The organism is Promicromonospora sp. NPDC023805 (genome assembly GCF_040639635.1).
Taxonomy (GTDB): Bacteria; Actinomycetota; Actinomycetes; order Actinomycetales; family Cellulomonadaceae; genus Promicromonospora.
This window is the reverse complement of the sequence record NZ_JBFAAH010000027.1, coordinates 1-18,883: the sequence shown is the minus strand read 5'-3', so window position 1 is coordinate 18,883 and position 18,883 is coordinate 1. Positions and strand designations below refer to the sequence as shown.

Below are 18,883 nucleotides of genomic sequence, written 5' to 3'. Positions count from 1 at the left end.
CTGACATCTCGCTGGTCGAGCTTGTCGAGACCCAGGTCCCGACAAGCTCGACCGGCGGTGTCGGCTCTGCCCGGTCCTACGCGACCAGGCGGTCGACAGCCTCCGAGGACAGCGCCTGGTCCACGGCCATCGCGCTCGCGCCGAGGACGCCGGCCTGCGGCCCCGTCCGGGCGGTGACTATGCGCAGGTGCTGCGTCGCCAGGGGCAGGGACCGCTGGTAGACGACCTCGCGGATGCCGGCCACTATGTGCTCCCCGGCGTCGGCCAGGATGCCGCCGATGACGATCATCGACGGGTTGAGCAGGCTGACGCTCGTGGCGAGCACGGCGCCGATGTCCCGGCCGGCCTGGCGCACGGCCTGGCTCGCGGCGACGTCGCCGGCCCGCACCATGGCGACGACGTCGGCGGGCTTCTCTGCGCCCTCCAGTGCGTTCGCGACGGCGAGCCCGCTGGCGATCGCCTCGAGGCAGCCGATGTTGCCGCAGCGGCAGACGACGTCGGTCACGCCAGGCACCGCGACGTGCCCGATGTCGCCGGCCGAACCCTGGGCGCCGCGCCGGAGCGCGCCGTCGGCGATGATGCCCGCGCCGATACCCGTGGCGACCTTCACGAACAGCAGGTCCGCGACGTCGGGCCAGGCGGCGCGATGCTCACCGAGCGCCATGATGTTGACGTCGTTGTCCACGAGCACCGGGGCGTGGAACCGCGCGCCGAGGATGCCGGGGACGTCGGCGTTGTCCCAGCCGGGCATGATCGGCGGGTTGTTCGGCTTGCCGGTGGCGTGCTCCACGGGCCCGGGCAGGCCGACGCCGACCCCGGCGAGCTCGCTGGGGGACCGGCCGGCCTCGCGCAGCAGCTCGGCGCCCGTCCGCGCGACCTGGTCGAGCACCAGCTCGGGCCCGTCGGTGATCAGCAGCGGCAGGTCGCGGTGCGCGAGCACCGTGGAGGCGAGGTCCGTCAGGGCGAGCCGTGCGTGCGTCGCGCCGAGGTCCACCCCGAGCACCACCCGGGCGGACGGCGCGAACGCGAAGGTCGCCGGCGGGCGGCCGCCGGTAGAGGACGCCTCGCCCGCGGGAGCGATGAGCCCCGCCGTCATGAGCAGGTCGATGCGTGCCGCGACGGTCGAGCGGGCCTGGCCCGTCACCGCCGCAAGGTCGGCTCGCGTGCGAGGCCGTCCGTCGCGTAAGAGCTGGAACATGTCCCCCGCTCCAGAAACCTTGGGCGCCTGCTGAATCACTTCCCGTGCCACTTCCACCATGCCTCTAGTCAATCATGGCGGGCGAAGTCACGACTTTTGCTTGACGGTCGGCAAAAGTCCCTCTACGTTCGATACATGGTCGACGTGGACCCCCAGCGGGCAGAGCAACGGGATGAGCAGCCCCTCCCTTTGCTGCGTATGCGTGGCATCGTGAAGCAATTTCCCGGCGCGCGGGCGCTCGACGGCGTGGACCTCGAGGTCCGCCCCGGCGAGGTGCACTGCCTGCTGGGTCAGAACGGGGCGGGCAAGTCCACCCTGATCAAGGTCCTGGCCGGGGCGCACCAGCCCACCGAGGGCGAGATCCTGCTCGACGAGGAACCCGTGACGATCGCGGATCCGGTCGCGGCGCTCAACCTCGGCATCGCGACCATCTACCAGGAGCTGGACGTCGTCGACGGGCTCACCGTCGCCGAGAACATCTACCTGGGGCACGAGCTCGCACGGGGCGGCGTCACCCGCCGGTCCGACGCGGCCCGGAACACCCGGGAGATCCTGAAGCGGCTCGGCCACCCCGAGATCTCGCCGCACCGCGAGGTGGGCAGCCTGCCGGCGGCGGGCAAGCAGATCGTCTCGCTGGCCCGCGCGCTGTCCCGGGACGCACGCGTGGTCATCATGGACGAGCCGTCCGCCGTGCTGGACTCCGAGGAGGTCGAGAACCTCCACCGCATCGTGCGCGAGCTCACGGCCGACGGTGTCGCCGTCGTCTACATCTCGCACCGGCTGGAGGAGATCCGCCAGCTCGGCGACCGGATCACCGTCATCAAGGACGGCCGGACCGTGGCGACGAGCCTGCTGGTCGCGGACACCCCGACGGACGAGCTGATCCGTCTCATGACCGGCCGCTCGGTCGAGTACGCCTTCCCCGAGCGCCCAGGGGTCCCGGAGGACGCCGCACCCGTCCTGGAGGTCGAGGGCCTCGGGCTCGGCGACGTCTTCAAGGACGTCTCGCTCACGGTCCGGGCCGGCGAGATCGTCGGGCTGGCGGGCCTGGTGGGCTCGGGCCGCTCCGAGATCCTGGAGACGATCTACGGGGCCCGGCGCTCGACGTCAGGCACCGTTCGCCTGAACGGCAAGCGTCTGGGGTCGGGCGTGCACGCGGCGGTCGCCGCGGGAATCGGCCTGTGCCCCGAGGAGCGCAAGAGCCAGGGCCTGCTCCTCGACGAGCCCGTGTACCGGAACATCACGCTGTCCACCTTCGCGCGCTTCGCGCGTGGGGGACTCCTCGACGAGGGCGCCGAGCGTGCAGCGGCGCGCGAGCAGATCGAGGCCCTCGACCTGCGGCCCGCTTCCGCGGACCGCGACGCCCGCACCCTGTCCGGCGGCAACCAGCAGAAGGCGCTGCTGGCGCGCTGGCTCGTGCACGGCTGCCGCGTGCTCCTGCTCGACGAGCCCACCCGGGGTGTCGACGTCGGTGCCCGCGCAGAGATCTACAACCTCATCCGGCGCCTGGCCGACGACGGCGCCGCCGTGCTCGTCGTCTCCAGCGAGATCCCCGAGGTGCTGGGGCTCGCGGACCGCGTGCTGGTCATCTCCGACGGTCGGGCGGTCCACGACGGCCCGGCCGACGACATCGACGAGCACGCCGTGCTCGACCTGGTCATGGAAGGAAGTGCCGCGTGAGCGGACGATCGGCCCTCATGGGCCCAGCCCTGCGAATGGGTGGACTCGTGTTCGCCCTCATCCTGCTCGTCGTCGTCGGCGTGGTGACCGGTGGCGACCGGTTCGTGAGCTTCGGCAACGTCACCACGATCCTCAGCCTCGCGGCGGTGACCGGCGTGGTGAGCATCGGCATGACGTTCGTCATCACGTCCGGTGGTATCGACCTGTCGGTCGGCGCCGTGGTCGCACTGGCGTCGATCTGGGCCTCGACCCTGTCCACCCAGTACCTGGCGCAGGACTACGGCTGGTGGGTCATCGTGGTGACCGCGCTGGCCGTCGGGCTCGTCGCGGGGCTCATCAACGGCGTGATCATCGCGTACGGCAAGGTGCCGGCGTTCATGGCGACCCTCGCGATGCTGGCCGCCGCTCGCGGCCTCGCCGAGCTCATCGCCGGGCGTCGTACGCAGATCCTCGAGGATGTGGACCCGTTCTTCGACGTGTTCCAGGCCCGGCCGCTGGGCGTGCCCGTGATCGTGTGGATCTTCGTGGTGGTCGCGGCCGCCGGCTGGTTCCTGCTGAACCGCACGACGTTCGGGCGGCGCACCGTCGCCATCGGCGGCAATCCCGAGGCATCCCGCCTTGCGGGCATCAAGATCAAGCGGCACACCCTGTACCTGTACGGGCTCTCCGGCCTGACGGCAGGTATCGGCGCCGTGATCCTGCTGGCCAGGACCACCTCCGGCTCCTCGACGCACGGGACGCTCCTCGAGCTGGACACCATCGCGGCGGTCGTCGTGGGCGGCACCCTGCTGGCGGGCGGGCGCGGCACCATCACCGGAACCGTGCTGGGCGTCCTGATCTTCTCGACGCTCACCAACGTGTTCGTCATCAACAACCTCGACAGCTCGGTCCAGGCGATCGCCAAGGGCGCGATCATCGTGGGCGCCGTGCTGCTGCAGCAGTGGTTCGCCTCGCGTGAGAAGGCGACGAGCACGTGAGCCCGGCGCCATCCGGCGGCGCGCACTCGTGCCCTCGTTCCAGTCAAGCCGTCCCGGTTCAGCCAGACAAGCTCCACCCCAGATCAAGGGAGATCACCATGACCTCATCCACAGCAGTGCGCACGCGCAGGGTTTCCGGCGCCTTCATCGCGGCGGCCTGTGCCGCGCTCGTCGTCAGCGGTTGCGTCAGCAACGAGCCGCGTGACGAGGAGACGACCGCCACCGGGCCGGTCACGACCACCGAGAACGACGAGCCCGGCGACAAGGTCGTCATCGGCTTCTCCGCCCCGGCCGCCGACCACGGCTGGATGGGCGCCATCACCTCGGCGGCCGAGGTCGAGGCCGAGAAGTACGAGGACGTGGAGCTTCGCGTCGCCGAGGGCACCAACGAAGTGAACGTGCAGATCAGCCAGATCGAGGGCTTCATCAACGACGGCGTCGACGCCATCGTGCTCCTGCCGTTCGACGGTGCCGCCCTCACCGACGTGGCGCTCGATGCCATGGAGGCCGGTATCCCGGTCATCAACGTGGACCGCGAGTTCAGCAGCCCGTTCGCCGCGCGCACCACCGTGCTGGGCGACAACTACGGCATGGGCGTGAGCGCAGGCACCTACATCTGCGAGCAGCTGGGTGACAACAAGGATGCGGTGGTCGCCGAGATCGCGGGCATCGACGCCCTGCCGCTGACGACGGACCGCAGCAACGGCTTCAAGGACGCGCTCGAGGACTGCGGTCTCGACGTCGACGCCCGCGTCGCCGCCGACTTCACGGTCCAGGGCGGCGAGGAGGCGACTGCCAACCTGCTGTCCGCCGAGCCGAAGATCGACGCCATCTGGAACCACGACGACGACCAGGGTGTCGGCGTCATGGCGGCCATCGACAACGCCGGCCGCGACGAGTTCTTCCTGGTGGGCGGCGCAGGGTCGCGCAACATGATGGAGGAGATCCAGTCCGGCGACAGCGTCGTCCAGGCCACGGTCATCTACCCGTCCACGCAGGCGGCCGACGGCGTCAAGCTCGCCCGCCTGATCGCGCAGAACAAGACGGTGGGCGACCTCGCCTCGATCGGCGTGCCCCGCACGGTCCAGCTCTTCGCGCCCGTCGTCACGGCGGACAACGTCGAGGAGTACCTGCCCATCGGCTTCGACTCCTGACGCGGTGACGTATCGGGACGACGTCCGCCGGGGCATGCGACACGGCAGTGAGACGACAGTGGGGGGAGGCGCGGTATGAGCAGTGTTGAGAACGAGCTCGGGGTCGGCATGGTCGGCTACGCGTTCATGGGGGCGGCACACTCGCAGGCCTGGCGCACGGCGCCGCGGTTCTTCGACCTGGCCCTGGCACCGCGCATGCGCGCGGTGGCGGGGCGGGACGAGGCCGCGGTCCGTGCGGCGGCCGACAAGCTGGGCTGGGACGAGGCGGTCGTCGGGTGGCGCGAGCTGCTGAAGCGGGACGACATCGGCCTGATCGACGTCTGCACGCCCGGTGACACGCACGCCGAGATCGCGATAGCGGCGCTCGAGGCGGGCAAGCACGTCCTGTGCGAGAAGCCGCTGGCCAACAGCGTGGCCGAGGCGGAGACGATGGTCGCGGCGGCCGAGGCCGCCGCGGAGCGTGGCGTGCACGCGATGGTGGGCTTCACCTACCGCCGCGTGCCAGCCATCGCCCTGGCCAGGCAGCTCGTCGAGCAGGGGCGGATCGGCCAGGTGCGGCACGTGCGCGCGCAGTACCTGCAGGACTGGATAGCCGACCCGCAGGCGCCGATGTCGTGGCGGCTCGACAAGCAGAAGGCGGGTTCCGGTGCGCTGGGCGACATCGGAGCCCACGTGGTCGACCTCGCGCAGTACGTCACGGGTGAGCTGCTCACGGGGGTGAGCGGCCTGCTCGAGACCTTCGTGCACGAGCGCCCGGAGGCGGCCTCGTCCTCGGGCCTGTCCGGGGTCGCCGACGGCACCCGCATGGGCAAGGTCACGGTGGACGACGCCGCGATCTTCCTCGGGCGGATGTCCGGCGGCGGGCTGGCGACCTTCGAGGCGACCAGGTTCGCCTGGGGCCGCAAGAACGCGATCCGGCTGGAGATCAACGGCTCGAAGGGTTCGCTCGCGTTCGACTTCGAGGACATGAACATCCTGCACTTCTTCGACGTGGCCGACGACGCGGCGACCGCCGGCTTCCGCCGGATCGTCGTCACGGAGCCGGAGCACCCGTACGGCGGCGCCTGGTGGCCGCCGGGGCACGGGCTCGGTTACGAGCACGCGTTCACGCACCAGGTGGTCGACCTCGTCGGCGACCTGGCCGCAGGGCGGCAGCCGACGCCGTCGTTCAGCGACGGCCTGGTGGTCCAGCGGGTGCTGGACGCCGTCGAGCGCAGCGCGGACGGCGGCGGGGGGTGGGTGTCGCTGGTCTGAGCTCCCGGCCCGGGGCGGTGCATCGCACCGCTCCGGGCCGGCGCCCGCACCACAGCAGTACCGCAGTCGCACCCCCAGTAGCACTTGCACCGCACTAGTACTGACCCGACTCGATGAGGAGCTCCAGGTGAGAAACGTGCAACGAACCCGCCGCATTCTGCGGCCGGTGGTCGTGGCAGCAGCCACGATCGGTCTTGTTGTTCCCGCCGCACTGACGTCCGCGGCACAGCCGGCAACGGCGCCGGCCCAGCTCGCGCAGGTGGCCGCCGCACCGGGCGACGCCGCGGCCGAGCCCTTCGACACCCTCGTCTTCTCCAAGACGGCGGGCTTCCGGCACGGTTCGATCCCCGCAGGCATCCAGGCGATCACGCAGCTGGGTGCGGCCAACGACTTCACCGTCACCGCGACCGAGGACGCAGGCGTCTTCACCGACGATGGCCTCGCCGACTACGAGGTGGTCGTCTTCCTGTCCACCACGGGCGACGTGCTCAGCGAGGAGCAGCAGGCGGCGTTCGAGCGGTACATCCAGGGTGGCGGCGGCTACGCCGGTATCCATGCGGCCTCGGACACGGAGTACGAGTGGCCCTGGTACGGCGAGCTGGTGGGGGCCTACTTCAACTCCCACCCGCAGAACCAGGACGCCACGATCAAGGTCGAGGACCATGACCACGCGTCGACGGCGCACCTGCCGGACCGCTGGGACCGCCACGACGAGTGGTACAACTTCCGCACGAACCCGCGCGACGAGGTGCACGTCCTCGCGTCCCTGGACGAGTCCTCCTACTCCGCGGGCACGGGCGCGATGGGTGCGGAGCACCCGATCGCCTGGTGCCAGGAGTACGACGGGGGCCGGTCGTGGTACACGGGTGGCGGGCACACCGACGCCTCGTACACGGAGCCGGAGTTCGTCGAGCACCTGCTGGGCGGGCTGCAGACGGCCGCGGGCGTCGTCGACTCCGACTGCGCCGCGACGCAGAGCGACAGCTACGAGATGGTGCCTCTCGACGAGGACACCGCCAACCCGATGATGCTGGACGTGGCCCCCGACGGCACCGTCTTCTACGTCGAGCGCGACGGCCGCGTCCGGACGATCGACCCCGAGTCGAACACCACGACCACTGCGATGACGTTGCCGGTCACCCAGTCCAACGAGGACGGGCTGACCGGTGTCGTGCTCGACCCGGACTTCGCGGACAACGGGTGGGTCTACCTGTTCTGGTCCCCGCAGGACGTCGGCGACGACGGCCCGCACAACCGGGTCTCGCGCTTCGACTACGACGCGGCCGCCGGGACGATCGACCGGGCTACCGAGGAGACCGTGCTGGTCATCCCGACGCAGCGTCAGACGTGCTGCCACGCGGGCGGTGACATGGTCTTCGACGCCGACGGCAACCTCTACGTGGCGACCGGCGACAACACGAACCCGTTCGAGTCCGCTGGCTACGCGCCGCTGGACGAGCGGGCCGGCCGGGCCAACTACGACTCCCAGCGCACGTCGGCCAACAGCAACGACCTGCGCGGCAAGGTACTGCGGATCACGCCGCAGGACGACGGCTCGTACACGATCCCCGAGGGGAACATGTTCGCGCCGGGTACGGCGGACACCGTGCCCGAGATCTTCGCGATGGGCTTCCGCAACCCGTTCCGGATCGGCGTCGACCCCGCGAACGGAAACGTTCTCGTAGCCGACTACGGCCCGGACGCCGGAGCGGCCAGCGCGACGCGCGGCCCCGCCGGCACGGTCGAGTGGAACGTCGTGAGCGAGCCCGGGTTCTACGGCTGGCCGTACTGCACGGGCGCGAACACCGACTACCGCGACTACGACTTCGCCACGGGGCAGTCCGGGGCGGCGTTCGACTGTGCGGGTGGTCCGGTGAACGACTCGCCGAACAACACCGGCATCACCCAGCTGCCGCCCGCCGTGGAGGCGGAGGTCTGGTACGGGTACGGGACCAACCCGCTCTTCCCGGAGATCGGCGGCGGTGGCGCCCCGATGGGCGGCCCGGTCTACTCCTACGACCCGGAGCTGGAGTCCGACGTCAAGTGGCCGGCCTACTGGGACGGCAAGGCGCTGTTCGGGGAGTGGAACCAGGGGCGGATGTACTCGTTCCAGCTCGCCGGCGAGCAGCGTGACGACCTCGTGGACATCAACCGGGTCCTGCCGCAGATCTTCGACCCGGCGGCCGGGTTCGACCGGCCGATGGACTTCGACTTCGGGCCCGACGGCGCGCTGTACGTCGTCGACTGGGGTTCCGGCTTCGGCGGCAACAACGACAGCTCGGGCGTGTACAAGGTCAACTACGTCAAGGGCGACCCCGCGCCGATCGCCCAGGCCGGCGCCGACGTTACCGACGGCCTGGCGCCGCTGGCCGTGCAGTTCTCGTCCGAGGGCACCCGGCACCCGGCCGGGGAACCGCTCACGCTGCAGTGGACGTTCGGCGACGGTTCGGCGCCGAGCACCGAGGCGAACCCGACCCACACGTACACCGAGAACGGCCGCTACACGGCCCAGCTCGTCGCCACCGACCCAGCAGGGCAGACCGGCGTGGCGAACGTGACGATCGTCGTGGGCAACATCGCCCCGGAGGTGACGATCACCTTCCCGGACGACGGAGGCTTCTTCGAGTGGGGCGACCAGGTGCGCTACGAGGTCGCGATCGACGATCCCGACGGCGAGGTGAACTGCGAGAACGTCACGCTGTTCACCCGGCTCGGGCACGCGGGGCACTCCCACCCGTTCGGCGAGCTGACCGGCTGTTCGGGGGTCTTCGACACCGCCCGCGACGAGGGCCACGGCATCGACGCGAACATCTTCTGGGTGATCGAGGCGTTCTACACCGACGACGGCGGCGCGGCCGGCGAACCCCTGACCAGGAACGACCTGCAGGTGCTGCAGCCCAAGCTGATCCAGTCGGAGTTCTTCACCGGCACGGGCCGCGCCGAGGGCGTCGGCGACGGCACCGGTGACCCCGGCGTCCAGATCGAGCAGACGGGCGACACCGCCGGTGGCGGTCAGAACATCGGGTTCATCGAACCCGGTGACTACTGGGCCCACGAGCCGCTGAGCCTGGACGGCGTCGACGCGATCTCGTTGCGCGCCGCCTCTGGCGTCACCGGCGGGGAGGTCTCGGTGCGCTGGGACGCCCCGGACGGCCCGGAGATCGGCCGGATCACGGTGCCGAGCACCGGCGGCTGGCAGCAGTACGTCGACGCTCGTACCGAGCTGACCAACGTGCCCTCCGACTCGGGCTCGCTGCACTTCGTCCTGCTCTCCGGCGGGATCAACGTCAACTGGATGGAGATCGACGGCCGCGGGGTCGCCGACAACGAACGGCCGGAGGTCGAGCTGACGGTCGATCCGGTCTCGGGCGAGGCCCCACTGACGGTGACCGCTACCGCTGAGGCCACCGACCCCGACGGGACGGGCGACCTGACCTACGCCTGGGACGCCGGGCTCGGTGACGGGTTCGTCGACGGCACGTCGTCTTATCTGCACACCTACGACGAGCCGGGCAACTACCGGCTCCAGGTGCGGGTCACCGACGAGCGCGGCGCGTACGCCGTCGAGTACGTCATGGTCGAGGTCACCGGGATCGCCCCGGAGCCGGAGCTCTGCCTGTCGGGCCGGTCGGACGACTTCCTCGGTGAGGAGCTCGACCCGGACCGCTGGACGGTGCTCGACCGCAACCAGGACCTGCGGGTCGCCGACGGTCTCCTCACCATCCCGGCGACCGCCACGGACTTCTACGGGACGAACAACACGGCCGTGCCGAACGTCGTCCTGCAGGACCTGCCGGACGGTCCGTTCACCGCGACGGCCAAGGTGACCATCCCGGCCCACGCCCAGTACCAGCAGGCCGGTCTGGTGATCTACGGCGACGCCGACAACTACGCGAAGATGGTGCTCCAGGGTCGCTCGGCACCCGCTGACCCGGCCACGCGCATCTTCCAGTACATCCGCGAGGAGGCCGGCGCGCCGAACGAGGTCGGGGACTCCAACACCGCGGCTCTCGGCGCGGCGTACCCCGACACGGTGTACGTGCGGCTGGCGAGCAGCGACGGCGAGGACCTGACGGCGTCGTACTCGGCGGACGGCGTGGAGTTCACGGCCATGCCGCAGACCAAGGCGCTCGCCGGTATCGATGACCCGCAGATCGGGCTGTTCGCGCTCGCCGGCGCCGGTTCGGCCGCGGACGTCGTGGACGCTCGGTTCGACTGGTTCCACATCACACCGGACGACACGGCCGCGGCCCCCGGGCCCGCGGACGAGTTCGACGGGGACGCCCTCGACGCCTGCCGCTGGGACATCGTGCGCGAGGACCCGACGGGCTACCGGGTGACCGGTGGCGCGCTGGAGATCGACACGACGGCCACTGACATCTACACCGGCAGCAACACCGGCACCCCGAACATCGTCGTGCAGGACCTGCCGGAAGATGACTGGACGGTCGAGACCCTGGTGGACGGGTCGGCCTTCGACCAGCAGTACCAGCAGGGCGGTCTCATCGTGTACGGGGACGACGACAACTACGTCAAGCTCGACCTCGTGACCGACAACGCTCCGGGCAGCGCCGTCACACAGCGCATCGAGCTGCGTAGCGAGGTCGATGCGGTGGTGCAGAACCCGCAGCCGGGCGCGAACAACCTCACGTCGCGCGTGTGGCACCTGCGGCTGTCGAAGGAAGGGTCCACGTTCACCGCTGAGTACAGCGCGGACGGTGAGGCATGGACCGCCCTCGCCGAGCCGGTGACGCACGAGGGACTGCAGGACGCCCGGGTGGGTCTGTTCGCGCTCGGCGGCCCTCAGCAGTCGGTCGCCACGGCGTCGTTCGACTACTTCCGGGTGGCCGGCGCGGCCGAGCCGCTCGAGGTGACCGGCACGCTGTCGCCTGCTGAACCGGACGGCCCGGACGGGCAGTGGCTCGGGCCGGTCACGGTCACCGTGGAGACCACTGGCGGCCCGGAGGGCGCCACGGTGTACCGGGAGGTGAACGTCGACGACGACGGCTGGACCGAGTACACCGCGCCGGTGGAGATCTCGACGTTCGGCGTCCACGCCGTCCAGGTGCGGGCCTCGGCGGACGGCGAGACCGTGGTCGGCGAGACCGTCGAATTCACCATCTTCGAACCGCAGCTCACCGAGGCGACGCCGGCGGTCGACGTCGTGCAGCCCACGTGCTCGTACGGCCCGTCCGGGGCCGAGGTGGTCACGGGCGGCGCGATCGTCCCGGCCGAGGTGGAGGGCGTGCGGTCCTACGTCGTGCGGGAGTGGGTCGACGGCGCCGCCGGTGACGTCGTGGACGACCTGGACGACCTGGCTCCCGGGAGGTACCGGATCGCGGCCCGGCCGGCCGAAGGGTACGTCCTCGTCGGCGAGGACGGCTGGAAGGTCCGGGACAACGGGAACGCCGTCCTGTTCGTGACGCTCGAGCAGCCGGAGTGCCCCGACCCGAACACCCCTGACGTCGTGGTGAAGGCGACGACGTGCGACGCCGGTGGCTCGATCGACCCGGTCGAGCTGCCGGGGGTGCGCGGCTACGTCGTGCACAACTGGGTCGACGGCGAGGCGGACGGCAAGCCGCGTAACCTGCGCGACCTCGCCCCGGGCGACTACCGGGTGATCGCCACGCCGGCCAAGGGCGCCGAGCTGACGCCGGTCGGGGACTGGGTGCTCAGCCCGTCCGGCAAGGCCTACGTCATCGTGACCGTCGAGGAGGGGTGCGACAGCTGAGCGACCTGGGGCGTGCACCGGTCGCCGGTGCACGCCCCGTCGCACCATGGCCCGAGGTCAGCGGCAGGACTGGTGACCCCGGACCCCCTGTGAGTCGGAGAGGAACGAACATGGAACGGTTCACCCGCCTCGGCGCGGCGCTCCTGCTGGCGCTCGGGCTCGGCGTCGCGCCCGCCGCCATGGCTCCGGCCGCCGCGCACGGCGGCAAGATCGATATCGAGCTCGGCACGGACGGCGCCGGCGGCGTCTCGGCGGCTTTGGCCTGGGCGGGCGACGGCCACCCGGTCGAGGAGTCGGCAGTCGTCGTCGTGCGGGCGGTGTCCGACGACGGTGAGGAGATCGGCCCCGTCACGCTCGTCTCCGCGTCCGAGGGGGTCGGCTGGTACCAGTCCGAGCCGGAGCTGCTCGGCGAGGGGCACTGGACGGTGACAGCGCAGGTGAAGGAGCCGAAGAAGGCGGAGGTCGAGGTGGAGGTCGACGTCGTCGCCCCGGCAGCCCCGCCGTCCGAGTCCGCAGCGCCAGAGTCCGAGTCCGAGTCCCAGCCGGCCGGTTCGGACGCCGCAGGGGTCAACCCTGAGGCGGACGCGGCCGGCGCGGCGGACGACGGGTCGCCGGCATCCGGCGGTCTGCCGGCCTGGACGGGTTGGGCGCTGGTGGCGCTAGTGGTCGCGGGAGTGGCGACGGTCGTCGTCCTCCTCCGCAGGCGGGCGACCTGACAAGACCGATGGGTACGACCGGCGACGCCGGACCGTCACGCACAGGAGGAAAGAAAATGGCACGACCGATCACCCTGTTCACCGGCCAGTGGGCCGACCTGCCGCTGGAGGAGGTGGCGAGCCTCGCCTCGAAGTGGGGTTACGACGGCCTCGAGCTGGCCTGCTGGGGCGACCATCTCGACCCCTGGCGCTGGGACGACGACGAGTACGTCGCCGGGCGCCTGGAGCTCTTGGAGCGGCACGGCCTGAAGGTGTGGGCGATCTCGAACCACCTCAAGGGCCAGGCCGTCTGCGACGACCCCATCGACCAGCGGCACCGCGACATCGTCTCCGACCGGGTGTGGGGCGACGGCGACCCCGAGGGCGTGCGGCAGCGTGCAGCGGAGGAGATGAAGAACACCGCGCGGCTGGCGGCCAAGCTCGGGGTGAAGACCGTCGTCGGCTTCACGGGCTCCGCCATCTGGAAGTACGTGGCGATGTTCCCGCCGGTCTCCGACGCCACGATCGAGGCCGGCTACCAGGACTTCGCCGACCGCTGGAACCCGATCCTCGACGTGTTCGACGAGGTAGGCGTGAAGTTCGCGCACGAGGTGCACCCCAGCGAGATCGCGTACGACTACTGGACCACCGTGCGCACCCTTGAGGCGATAGGCCACCGCGAGGCGTTCGGCCTGAACTGGGACCCGAGCCACATGGTGTGGCAGGACCTGGACCCGGTCAGCTTCCTCTGGGACTTCAAGGACCGGATCTACCACGTGGACTGCAAGGACACGAAGAAGCGCATGACGAACGGCCGCAACGGCCGCATGGGCTCGCACCTGCCGTGGGCGGACCCGCGCCGCGGCTGGGACTTCGTGTCGACCGGGCACGGAGACGTCCCGTGGGAGGACGCGTTCCGCATGCTCAACACGATCGGCTACGACGGCCCGATCTCCGTGGAGTGGGAGGACGCCGGCATGGACCGCCTCGTCGGCGCTCCGGAGGCACTCGAGTTCGTGCGCACCCACGCGTACGACGCGCCGGACTCAGCGTTCGACGCGGCCTTCTCGACGCGCTGACCCACCCGATGCACTGAGCAGGACCGGGCCCCGGACGAATGGGAATGCGGACGAGGCCCGGCCTGCGTGACGAAACTCGACGAGGAGCTGCATCACGCATGAAGACTAGTCAGGCACGCGCGCGAGCGCGTCAAAAGAAGACATTCGCGGTGGCAGCGGCCGCCGCGCTGGTCGGATCGACCCTCCTGGCCACGCCGACGGCGTCCGCCCACCCGGGCCACCCGGGCCACGACACCCAGGACGTCGAGGCAGCGGCCGACACCGACTGGGGCAACTACGAGAAGATCCTGCTCACCAAGGACGTCGGTGAGCCGATCGACATGGCGGTCCTGCCGGACTCGCGGGTGCTGCACACTGCCCGCAACGGCCAGGTGCGCCTGACGGACCCGGCCACCGGGGTGACCAAGCTGGTCAACACCCTCGACGTGTACGCGAACTCCGAGGACGGCCTGCAGGGCATCGCCCTGGCGCCGGACTTCGCGGAGAGCAACGAGGTCTACCTCGTGTACGCACCGCGGGACGCCGACGGCGACGGTGCGGCGGACACGCCGTCGGGCAACGCGCCAAACACGCTGCCCGCGGGTGAGGACGAGAGCTACTGGGACCGGTGGGTGGGCGTCAACCGCCTGTCGAAGTTCACGTTCACCGGTGACGCGCTGGACCCGGCCTCGGAGCAGCCGATCCTCGACGTCGAGGTGCAGCGCGGCCAGTGCTGCCACGTCGGCGCGGACATCGACTTCGACGGCGCGGGCAACCTCTACCTGTCGACAGGTGACAACACCCCGGCCGGCACGCCCGGCGCCAACGGGTACGCCCCGAACAACGACGCCCCGAACATGAACCCGGGCTTCGACGCCCGTCGCGGTGCGGGAAGCACCAACGACCTGCGGGGCAAGATCCTGCGGATCGACGTGAAGGACGAGATCCCGGCCGACGCCCCGCCGGGGGCAGGCAGCACCTACGACATCCCCGAGGGCAACCTGTTCGCCCCGGGCACGGAGGGCACCCGCCCCGAGATCTTCGTGATGGGTGTGCGTAACCCGTTCCGCATCGAGGTGGACCCGGAGACGAGCTCGCTCACCTGGGCGGACTACGGCCCCGACGCCGGCGCGGCGAACCCGGACCGCGGACCGATGGGCTACGTGGAGTGGAACGCCGTCGGGCTCGACGACCCGCACAACTCCGGGTGGCCGTACTGCCACGGACCGAACGCGGCCTACAACGAGTGGAACTTCGAGACCGCGACGCCGCGGGAGTTCTTCGACTGCGCGGCACCCGTCAACAACTCCCGCTGGAACACCGGCCTGACCGAGCTTCCGCCGGCCCGGACCGCGACCCTGTACTACGGCGACCAGCCGGGGCAGCAGCCGCGCGACGAGCTCGTGAACTTCGGCTCCGGCACGGGGCAGGGCCCCATGGGCGGCCCGGTCTACCACTACGACGCGGACGAGACCGCGCCGGGCAAGTTCCCTTCGGTCTGGGACGGCAAGGCGTTCTTCGGGGAGTTCTCGCAGGACTACCTCGCGGCGTTCAGCGTGGACTGGTCCACGTTCGAGGTCGGCGAGATCGAGGACTTCTTCCCGAACACCGCGCTGGAAGCGGCGGGCATGTTCCGCAACGACAACCCGATCGACCTCGAGTTCGGTGCGGACGGCTCCCTGTACGTGCTGGAGTACGGCGACGGCTTCTTCCGCCAGAACCCCGACTCCGGGCTGTACCGGATCGACTACGCGGAGGGCAACAAGGCGCCCCAGGCGCGGTTCACGGCCACGCCCTCGTCGTCGTCGTCCGCACCCGTTGAGGTCTCGTTCGACGCATCCGCCTCGACCGACCCCGACGGAGACGCGCTGACGTACGAGTGGGACTTCGACGGTGATGGCACGTTCGACGCCAGCGGTGCGCAGGCCACCCACACCTACACCGAGCTCGACGTGTACACGGCCCGCCTGAGGGTCACCGACGCGCGAGCCAAGTTCTCGCTGACCTCGCGGGAGATCAGTGTCGGCAACCAGGCACCCGAGGTCACCGTCGAGTTCCCGGCCGACGGCGGGTTCTTCAACTGGGGCGACGCGGTGCCGTTCCAGATCAGCACACAGGACGCCGAGGACGGCAGCGAGACGGTCTGCAGCCGCGTCGCGTGGTCCTACGGGCTCGGGCACGACGAGCACGCCCACCCCGAGGTATCGGGCACTGGCTGCACGGGTGTCTTCCCGACCGACCCCAACTCCCCGGAGCACGGCGCCGGCTCGCACCTGTACGGCGCCGTCGTCGTCACCTACACCGACAACGGGGCCAACGGCCTGCCGCCCGCCAAGGGCGAGGCCACGCTGCGCCTGAACCCGAAGCTGCAGGAGGCGGAGCACGCGACCCTCAAGGGCGTCGAGGTCGTCCAGGACGAGGCGGCCTCGTCCGGCGCGTACGTCGACGGCCTGGCGAAGCGCGACTCGATCGCCCTGGAGCGAGTGAACCTGTCAGGTATCGACAGCGCCACCGCGAAGATCCGCGGCAAGGGCACTGTCGAGCTGCGCTGGGGCTCGCCCAAGGCCAAGCCGTTCGCCAGCGCCAAGGTCAACGCCCGTACCTGGCGGGACATCGACCTGCAGTTCCGGGACCGCAGCACCACCGGGACGCTCTACATCACCGCCGCCGGCGGCCTCGACGTGGACGCGATCACGATGGTCGGCGAGGGCGTCGGCACGCCCCCTTCGGCCGCACAGAGCTCGACCGGCCCGACCGGGGCCGCTCAGACCGAAGGAGAGCAGTGATGGAATCACGCACTGACGTCAACCGCAGGAACTTCCTGAGGCTGGCCGGCGGCACCGTGGCCGTGGGTGCGGCCACGCTGGCCGGCGCCGGGCTCGCGGGCAGCGCAGCCGCCTCGGTCCTCGCACCCGCGGCGGCGACCGGAGCGGCGACCGCCGGCCGGGGTCGTGGCCGGGTGCTCGTGCCCGCAGGCCACATCGGCATCCAGCTGTACTCGATCCGGGACAAGGTCTCCTCGCTCGGTTTCCGCACCGTGTTCGAGCGGCTCGCCGACATGGGCTACGCGGAGGTCGAGTTCGCCGGATACACCCAGGGCCAGCTCGGCGCGATCACCCCCGAGGAGATCCGGCAGCTGCTGGACGACAACGGGCTGCGCGCCGTCGGCTCGCACCGCGGCATCGCCGACTTCGCGAACAACATGGAGCGCGAGCTCGACATCGCCGAGATCCTCGGCATGGAGCACATCGGGACCGCCCAGGCGCCCACGAACAACCGCACGGTCGCGGGCTACCTCGCCGCCGCCGAGCAGTTCAACGGCTTCGGGGCGGCGGCGTCCGCCCGCGGCCTGAAGTTCTACCAGCACAACCACGACGGCGAGTTCAGCTTCGCCACCGACAACCCCGACGTCCGCCTCTACGACGTCTTCTACGACAACACCGACCCGAGGAAGGTCTTCCTCGAGATGGACGTCTACTGGGCGTTCGTGGGCAAGCACCGCTACCCGGGCTTCGAGCCGGTGGACTACGTCAAGCGCAACCCGCACCGCTACCCGCTCCTGCACCTCAAGGACGGCGACGCGAACCCCGCGAACACCGGGGGCTACGACATCGTGGAGTTCGGGGCCGGCGACCTGCCGTACACCGAGTTCCTGTCGGCGCTCGCGGGCTCGGGCCGCCGGCACGGCATCTGGGAGCAGGACAACGCCGGCTCGGTGGCCGCACCGGGCTTCCCGGTCGACTCGTTCGGCAACGCCGAGCGGTCGTACGACGAGATCCGGTCGCTGCGCGCCGAGCGCTGCTGAGCGCACGAGCAGCTGAGTGAGGGGTGTGGCCGACGCCGTCCGGCGTCGGCCACACCCCTTGCTGTCGGACGGCGCTGCGGCGCCGCCGGGCTACCAGTCTTCTAGCGGGTCGTCCGGAGGAGGACCACGTCGTCGTGCTCCAGCCCGCCCACCACGTAGGTGCGCTTGCCGATCACCTCGAAGCCGTGCTTCCGGTAGAACGCCTGGGCGCGCAGGTTCTGCGCGTTCGTGGCCAGCCAGTAGGGCAGGCCGGGGCCGAGCTCGTCCGCCGTCTCGGCGGCCGCTCGCATGAGCGCCCCGGAGACGACGCCGCCCTGGACGTCGGGCTGTACGTAGATCTTGGACAGCTCGACGTAGGGAGCCGGCCGCCCGCTCGCTTCTTGAACGGTCGCGGCTTCGGCCGCGCCCTCGGGGGTGCCGAGGATGAGGAGCGCGTAGCCGAGCAGACGCACGCCGTCGTCGTACACGAACAGCGCGTGCCGGTCACTGGCCGCCCACTCACGGAACCGCGCGGGGGTCAGCTTCTGCGCGATGTGCGTCGCCATCTCGGTGCGCGAGGCCTCGGGCGGGCATGCGAGGGGGAAGGTCAGGGCGGCAAGCCACGCGACCTCGGCCGCGTCGTCGGCGGTAGCCCTGCGTACGACGCCGGATGTAGTGGTGCGCAGTGCCTCGGCGGTCTCGGTGGGCTTCTCGACGGGGGCGGGGGACGTGGCCCGGGGCTCGGATGTCACTGTCCGAACGTAGTACGAGGCTCGTAGCGGCGATCACGAGGCTCGAACAGGAAAATACCGGTGCTGGACAGGCCAACGGCGGGTCGGTCCGGTGCCGTGGCGGGGCGTGGAGAGCTGTCCGACGTGTCTCCCGTCACAAGCGTCGTACCAGGGGGTGCCATGACTTGTTCAAAATAGGTCCTGACCTGCGGAAACATAGTGTGCCGCAGGCCACTCCGAGCGAAGTGGCGTCCACGGGGGATCGTGTGTAATGTTCTCCAGGTCAGCCCGACGGGCAGACGGACACCAGCCGGAAACGGACGGGTGGCCGTGCCGGGGCTGAAACCCACATCGAAGGACCGGGAAGCTTTGTGTTCCCCGGAACAGGATGTGGCGCCGTATTCGGCAGGCAGGTGCAATTCCCTCCGGTTCTGAGAAACGGAAGCGAATTGATCGGCCGAAAGAATGTGGTAGGTTACGGAAATCAGAAATGATTCGGATGGTTGAAGAATTCTCCCGGCTGACCGGCTGACGAGGATTTGGAAAAGTCCGAAAGAGCCTGGTAAGTTACAGGCACTGCCCCGGACAGGGAAGCGATCGGAAAGATTGCAGCTCTGACGG

At 70.4% G+C, this 18,883-nt stretch carries 11 protein-coding genes; 9 read left to right on the top strand and 2 right to left on the bottom strand.

Features of this window, described 5'->3' with window-relative positions; genetic code table 11:
• Positions 1–76: 76 nt before the first annotated feature.
• Positions 77–1,198, bottom strand: a complete 1,122-nt coding sequence (locus tag AB0F70_RS22375) for an ROK family protein (RefSeq protein WP_357453525.1) — start codon at positions 1,196–1,198, stop codon at positions 77–79.
• 207 nt (positions 1,199–1,405) lie between these two features.
• On the opposite strand from AB0F70_RS22375, the gene AB0F70_RS22370 reads away from it, so the two are divergent.
• The 9 genes from AB0F70_RS22370 to AB0F70_RS22330 all read left to right on the top strand — a co-directional run bounded on the left by AB0F70_RS22370 (position 1,406) and on the right by AB0F70_RS22330 (position 17,552).
• Complete coding sequence (locus tag AB0F70_RS22370) at positions 1,406–2,878, top strand: sugar ABC transporter ATP-binding protein (protein WP_357453660.1); 1,473 nt, start codon at positions 1,406–1,408, stop codon at positions 2,876–2,878.
• A 17-nt stretch (positions 2,879–2,895) separates the two neighbouring features.
• Positions 2,896–3,855, top strand: a complete 960-nt coding sequence (locus tag AB0F70_RS22365; protein ID WP_357453657.1) for an ABC transporter permease — start codon at positions 2,896–2,898, stop codon at positions 3,853–3,855.
• A 98-nt stretch (positions 3,856–3,953) separates the two neighbouring features.
• Positions 3,954–5,009: a substrate-binding domain-containing protein gene (locus AB0F70_RS22360; protein ID WP_357453522.1), complete on the top strand. Its 1,056-nt coding sequence runs from the start codon at positions 3,954–3,956 to the stop codon at positions 5,007–5,009.
• A 75-nt stretch (positions 5,010–5,084) separates the two neighbouring features.
• On the top strand, positions 5,085–6,263 hold the full coding sequence (locus AB0F70_RS22355) for a Gfo/Idh/MocA family oxidoreductase (protein WP_357453519.1): 1,179 nt from the start codon (positions 5,085–5,087) through the stop codon (positions 6,261–6,263).
• 136 nt (positions 6,264–6,399) lie between these two features.
• On the top strand, positions 6,400–11,994 hold the full coding sequence (locus AB0F70_RS22350; protein ID WP_357453516.1) for a ThuA domain-containing protein: 5,595 nt from the start codon (positions 6,400–6,402) through the stop codon (positions 11,992–11,994).
• Positions 11,995–12,104: 110 nt separating this feature from the next.
• On the top strand, positions 12,105–12,710 hold the full coding sequence (locus AB0F70_RS22345; protein WP_357453513.1) for a hypothetical protein: 606 nt from the start codon (positions 12,105–12,107) through the stop codon (positions 12,708–12,710).
• A 56-nt stretch (positions 12,711–12,766) separates the two neighbouring features.
• Complete coding sequence (locus AB0F70_RS22340) at positions 12,767–13,768, top strand: sugar phosphate isomerase/epimerase family protein (protein WP_357453510.1); 1,002 nt, start codon at positions 12,767–12,769, stop codon at positions 13,766–13,768.
• 149 nt (positions 13,769–13,917) lie between these two features.
• Positions 13,918–16,533, top strand: a complete 2,616-nt coding sequence (locus AB0F70_RS22335; RefSeq protein ID WP_357453507.1) for a PQQ-dependent sugar dehydrogenase — start codon at positions 13,918–13,920, stop codon at positions 16,531–16,533.
• The gene (locus AB0F70_RS22330) at positions 16,533–17,552 is read left to right on the top strand and encodes a sugar phosphate isomerase/epimerase (RefSeq protein WP_357453504.1); all 1,020 of its coding nucleotides are present in this window, start codon (positions 16,533–16,535) and stop codon (positions 17,550–17,552) included. Before AB0F70_RS22335 ends, AB0F70_RS22330 begins: the two co-directional genes overlap by 1 nt.
• Positions 17,553–17,653: 101 nt before the next feature.
• Here AB0F70_RS22330 and AB0F70_RS22325 read toward each other — a convergent pair whose 3' ends face one another.
• Complete coding sequence (locus AB0F70_RS22325; RefSeq protein ID WP_357453502.1) at positions 17,654–18,283, bottom strand: GNAT family N-acetyltransferase; 630 nt, start codon at positions 18,281–18,283, stop codon at positions 17,654–17,656.
• Between the last annotated feature and the right edge of the window lie 600 nt (positions 18,284–18,883).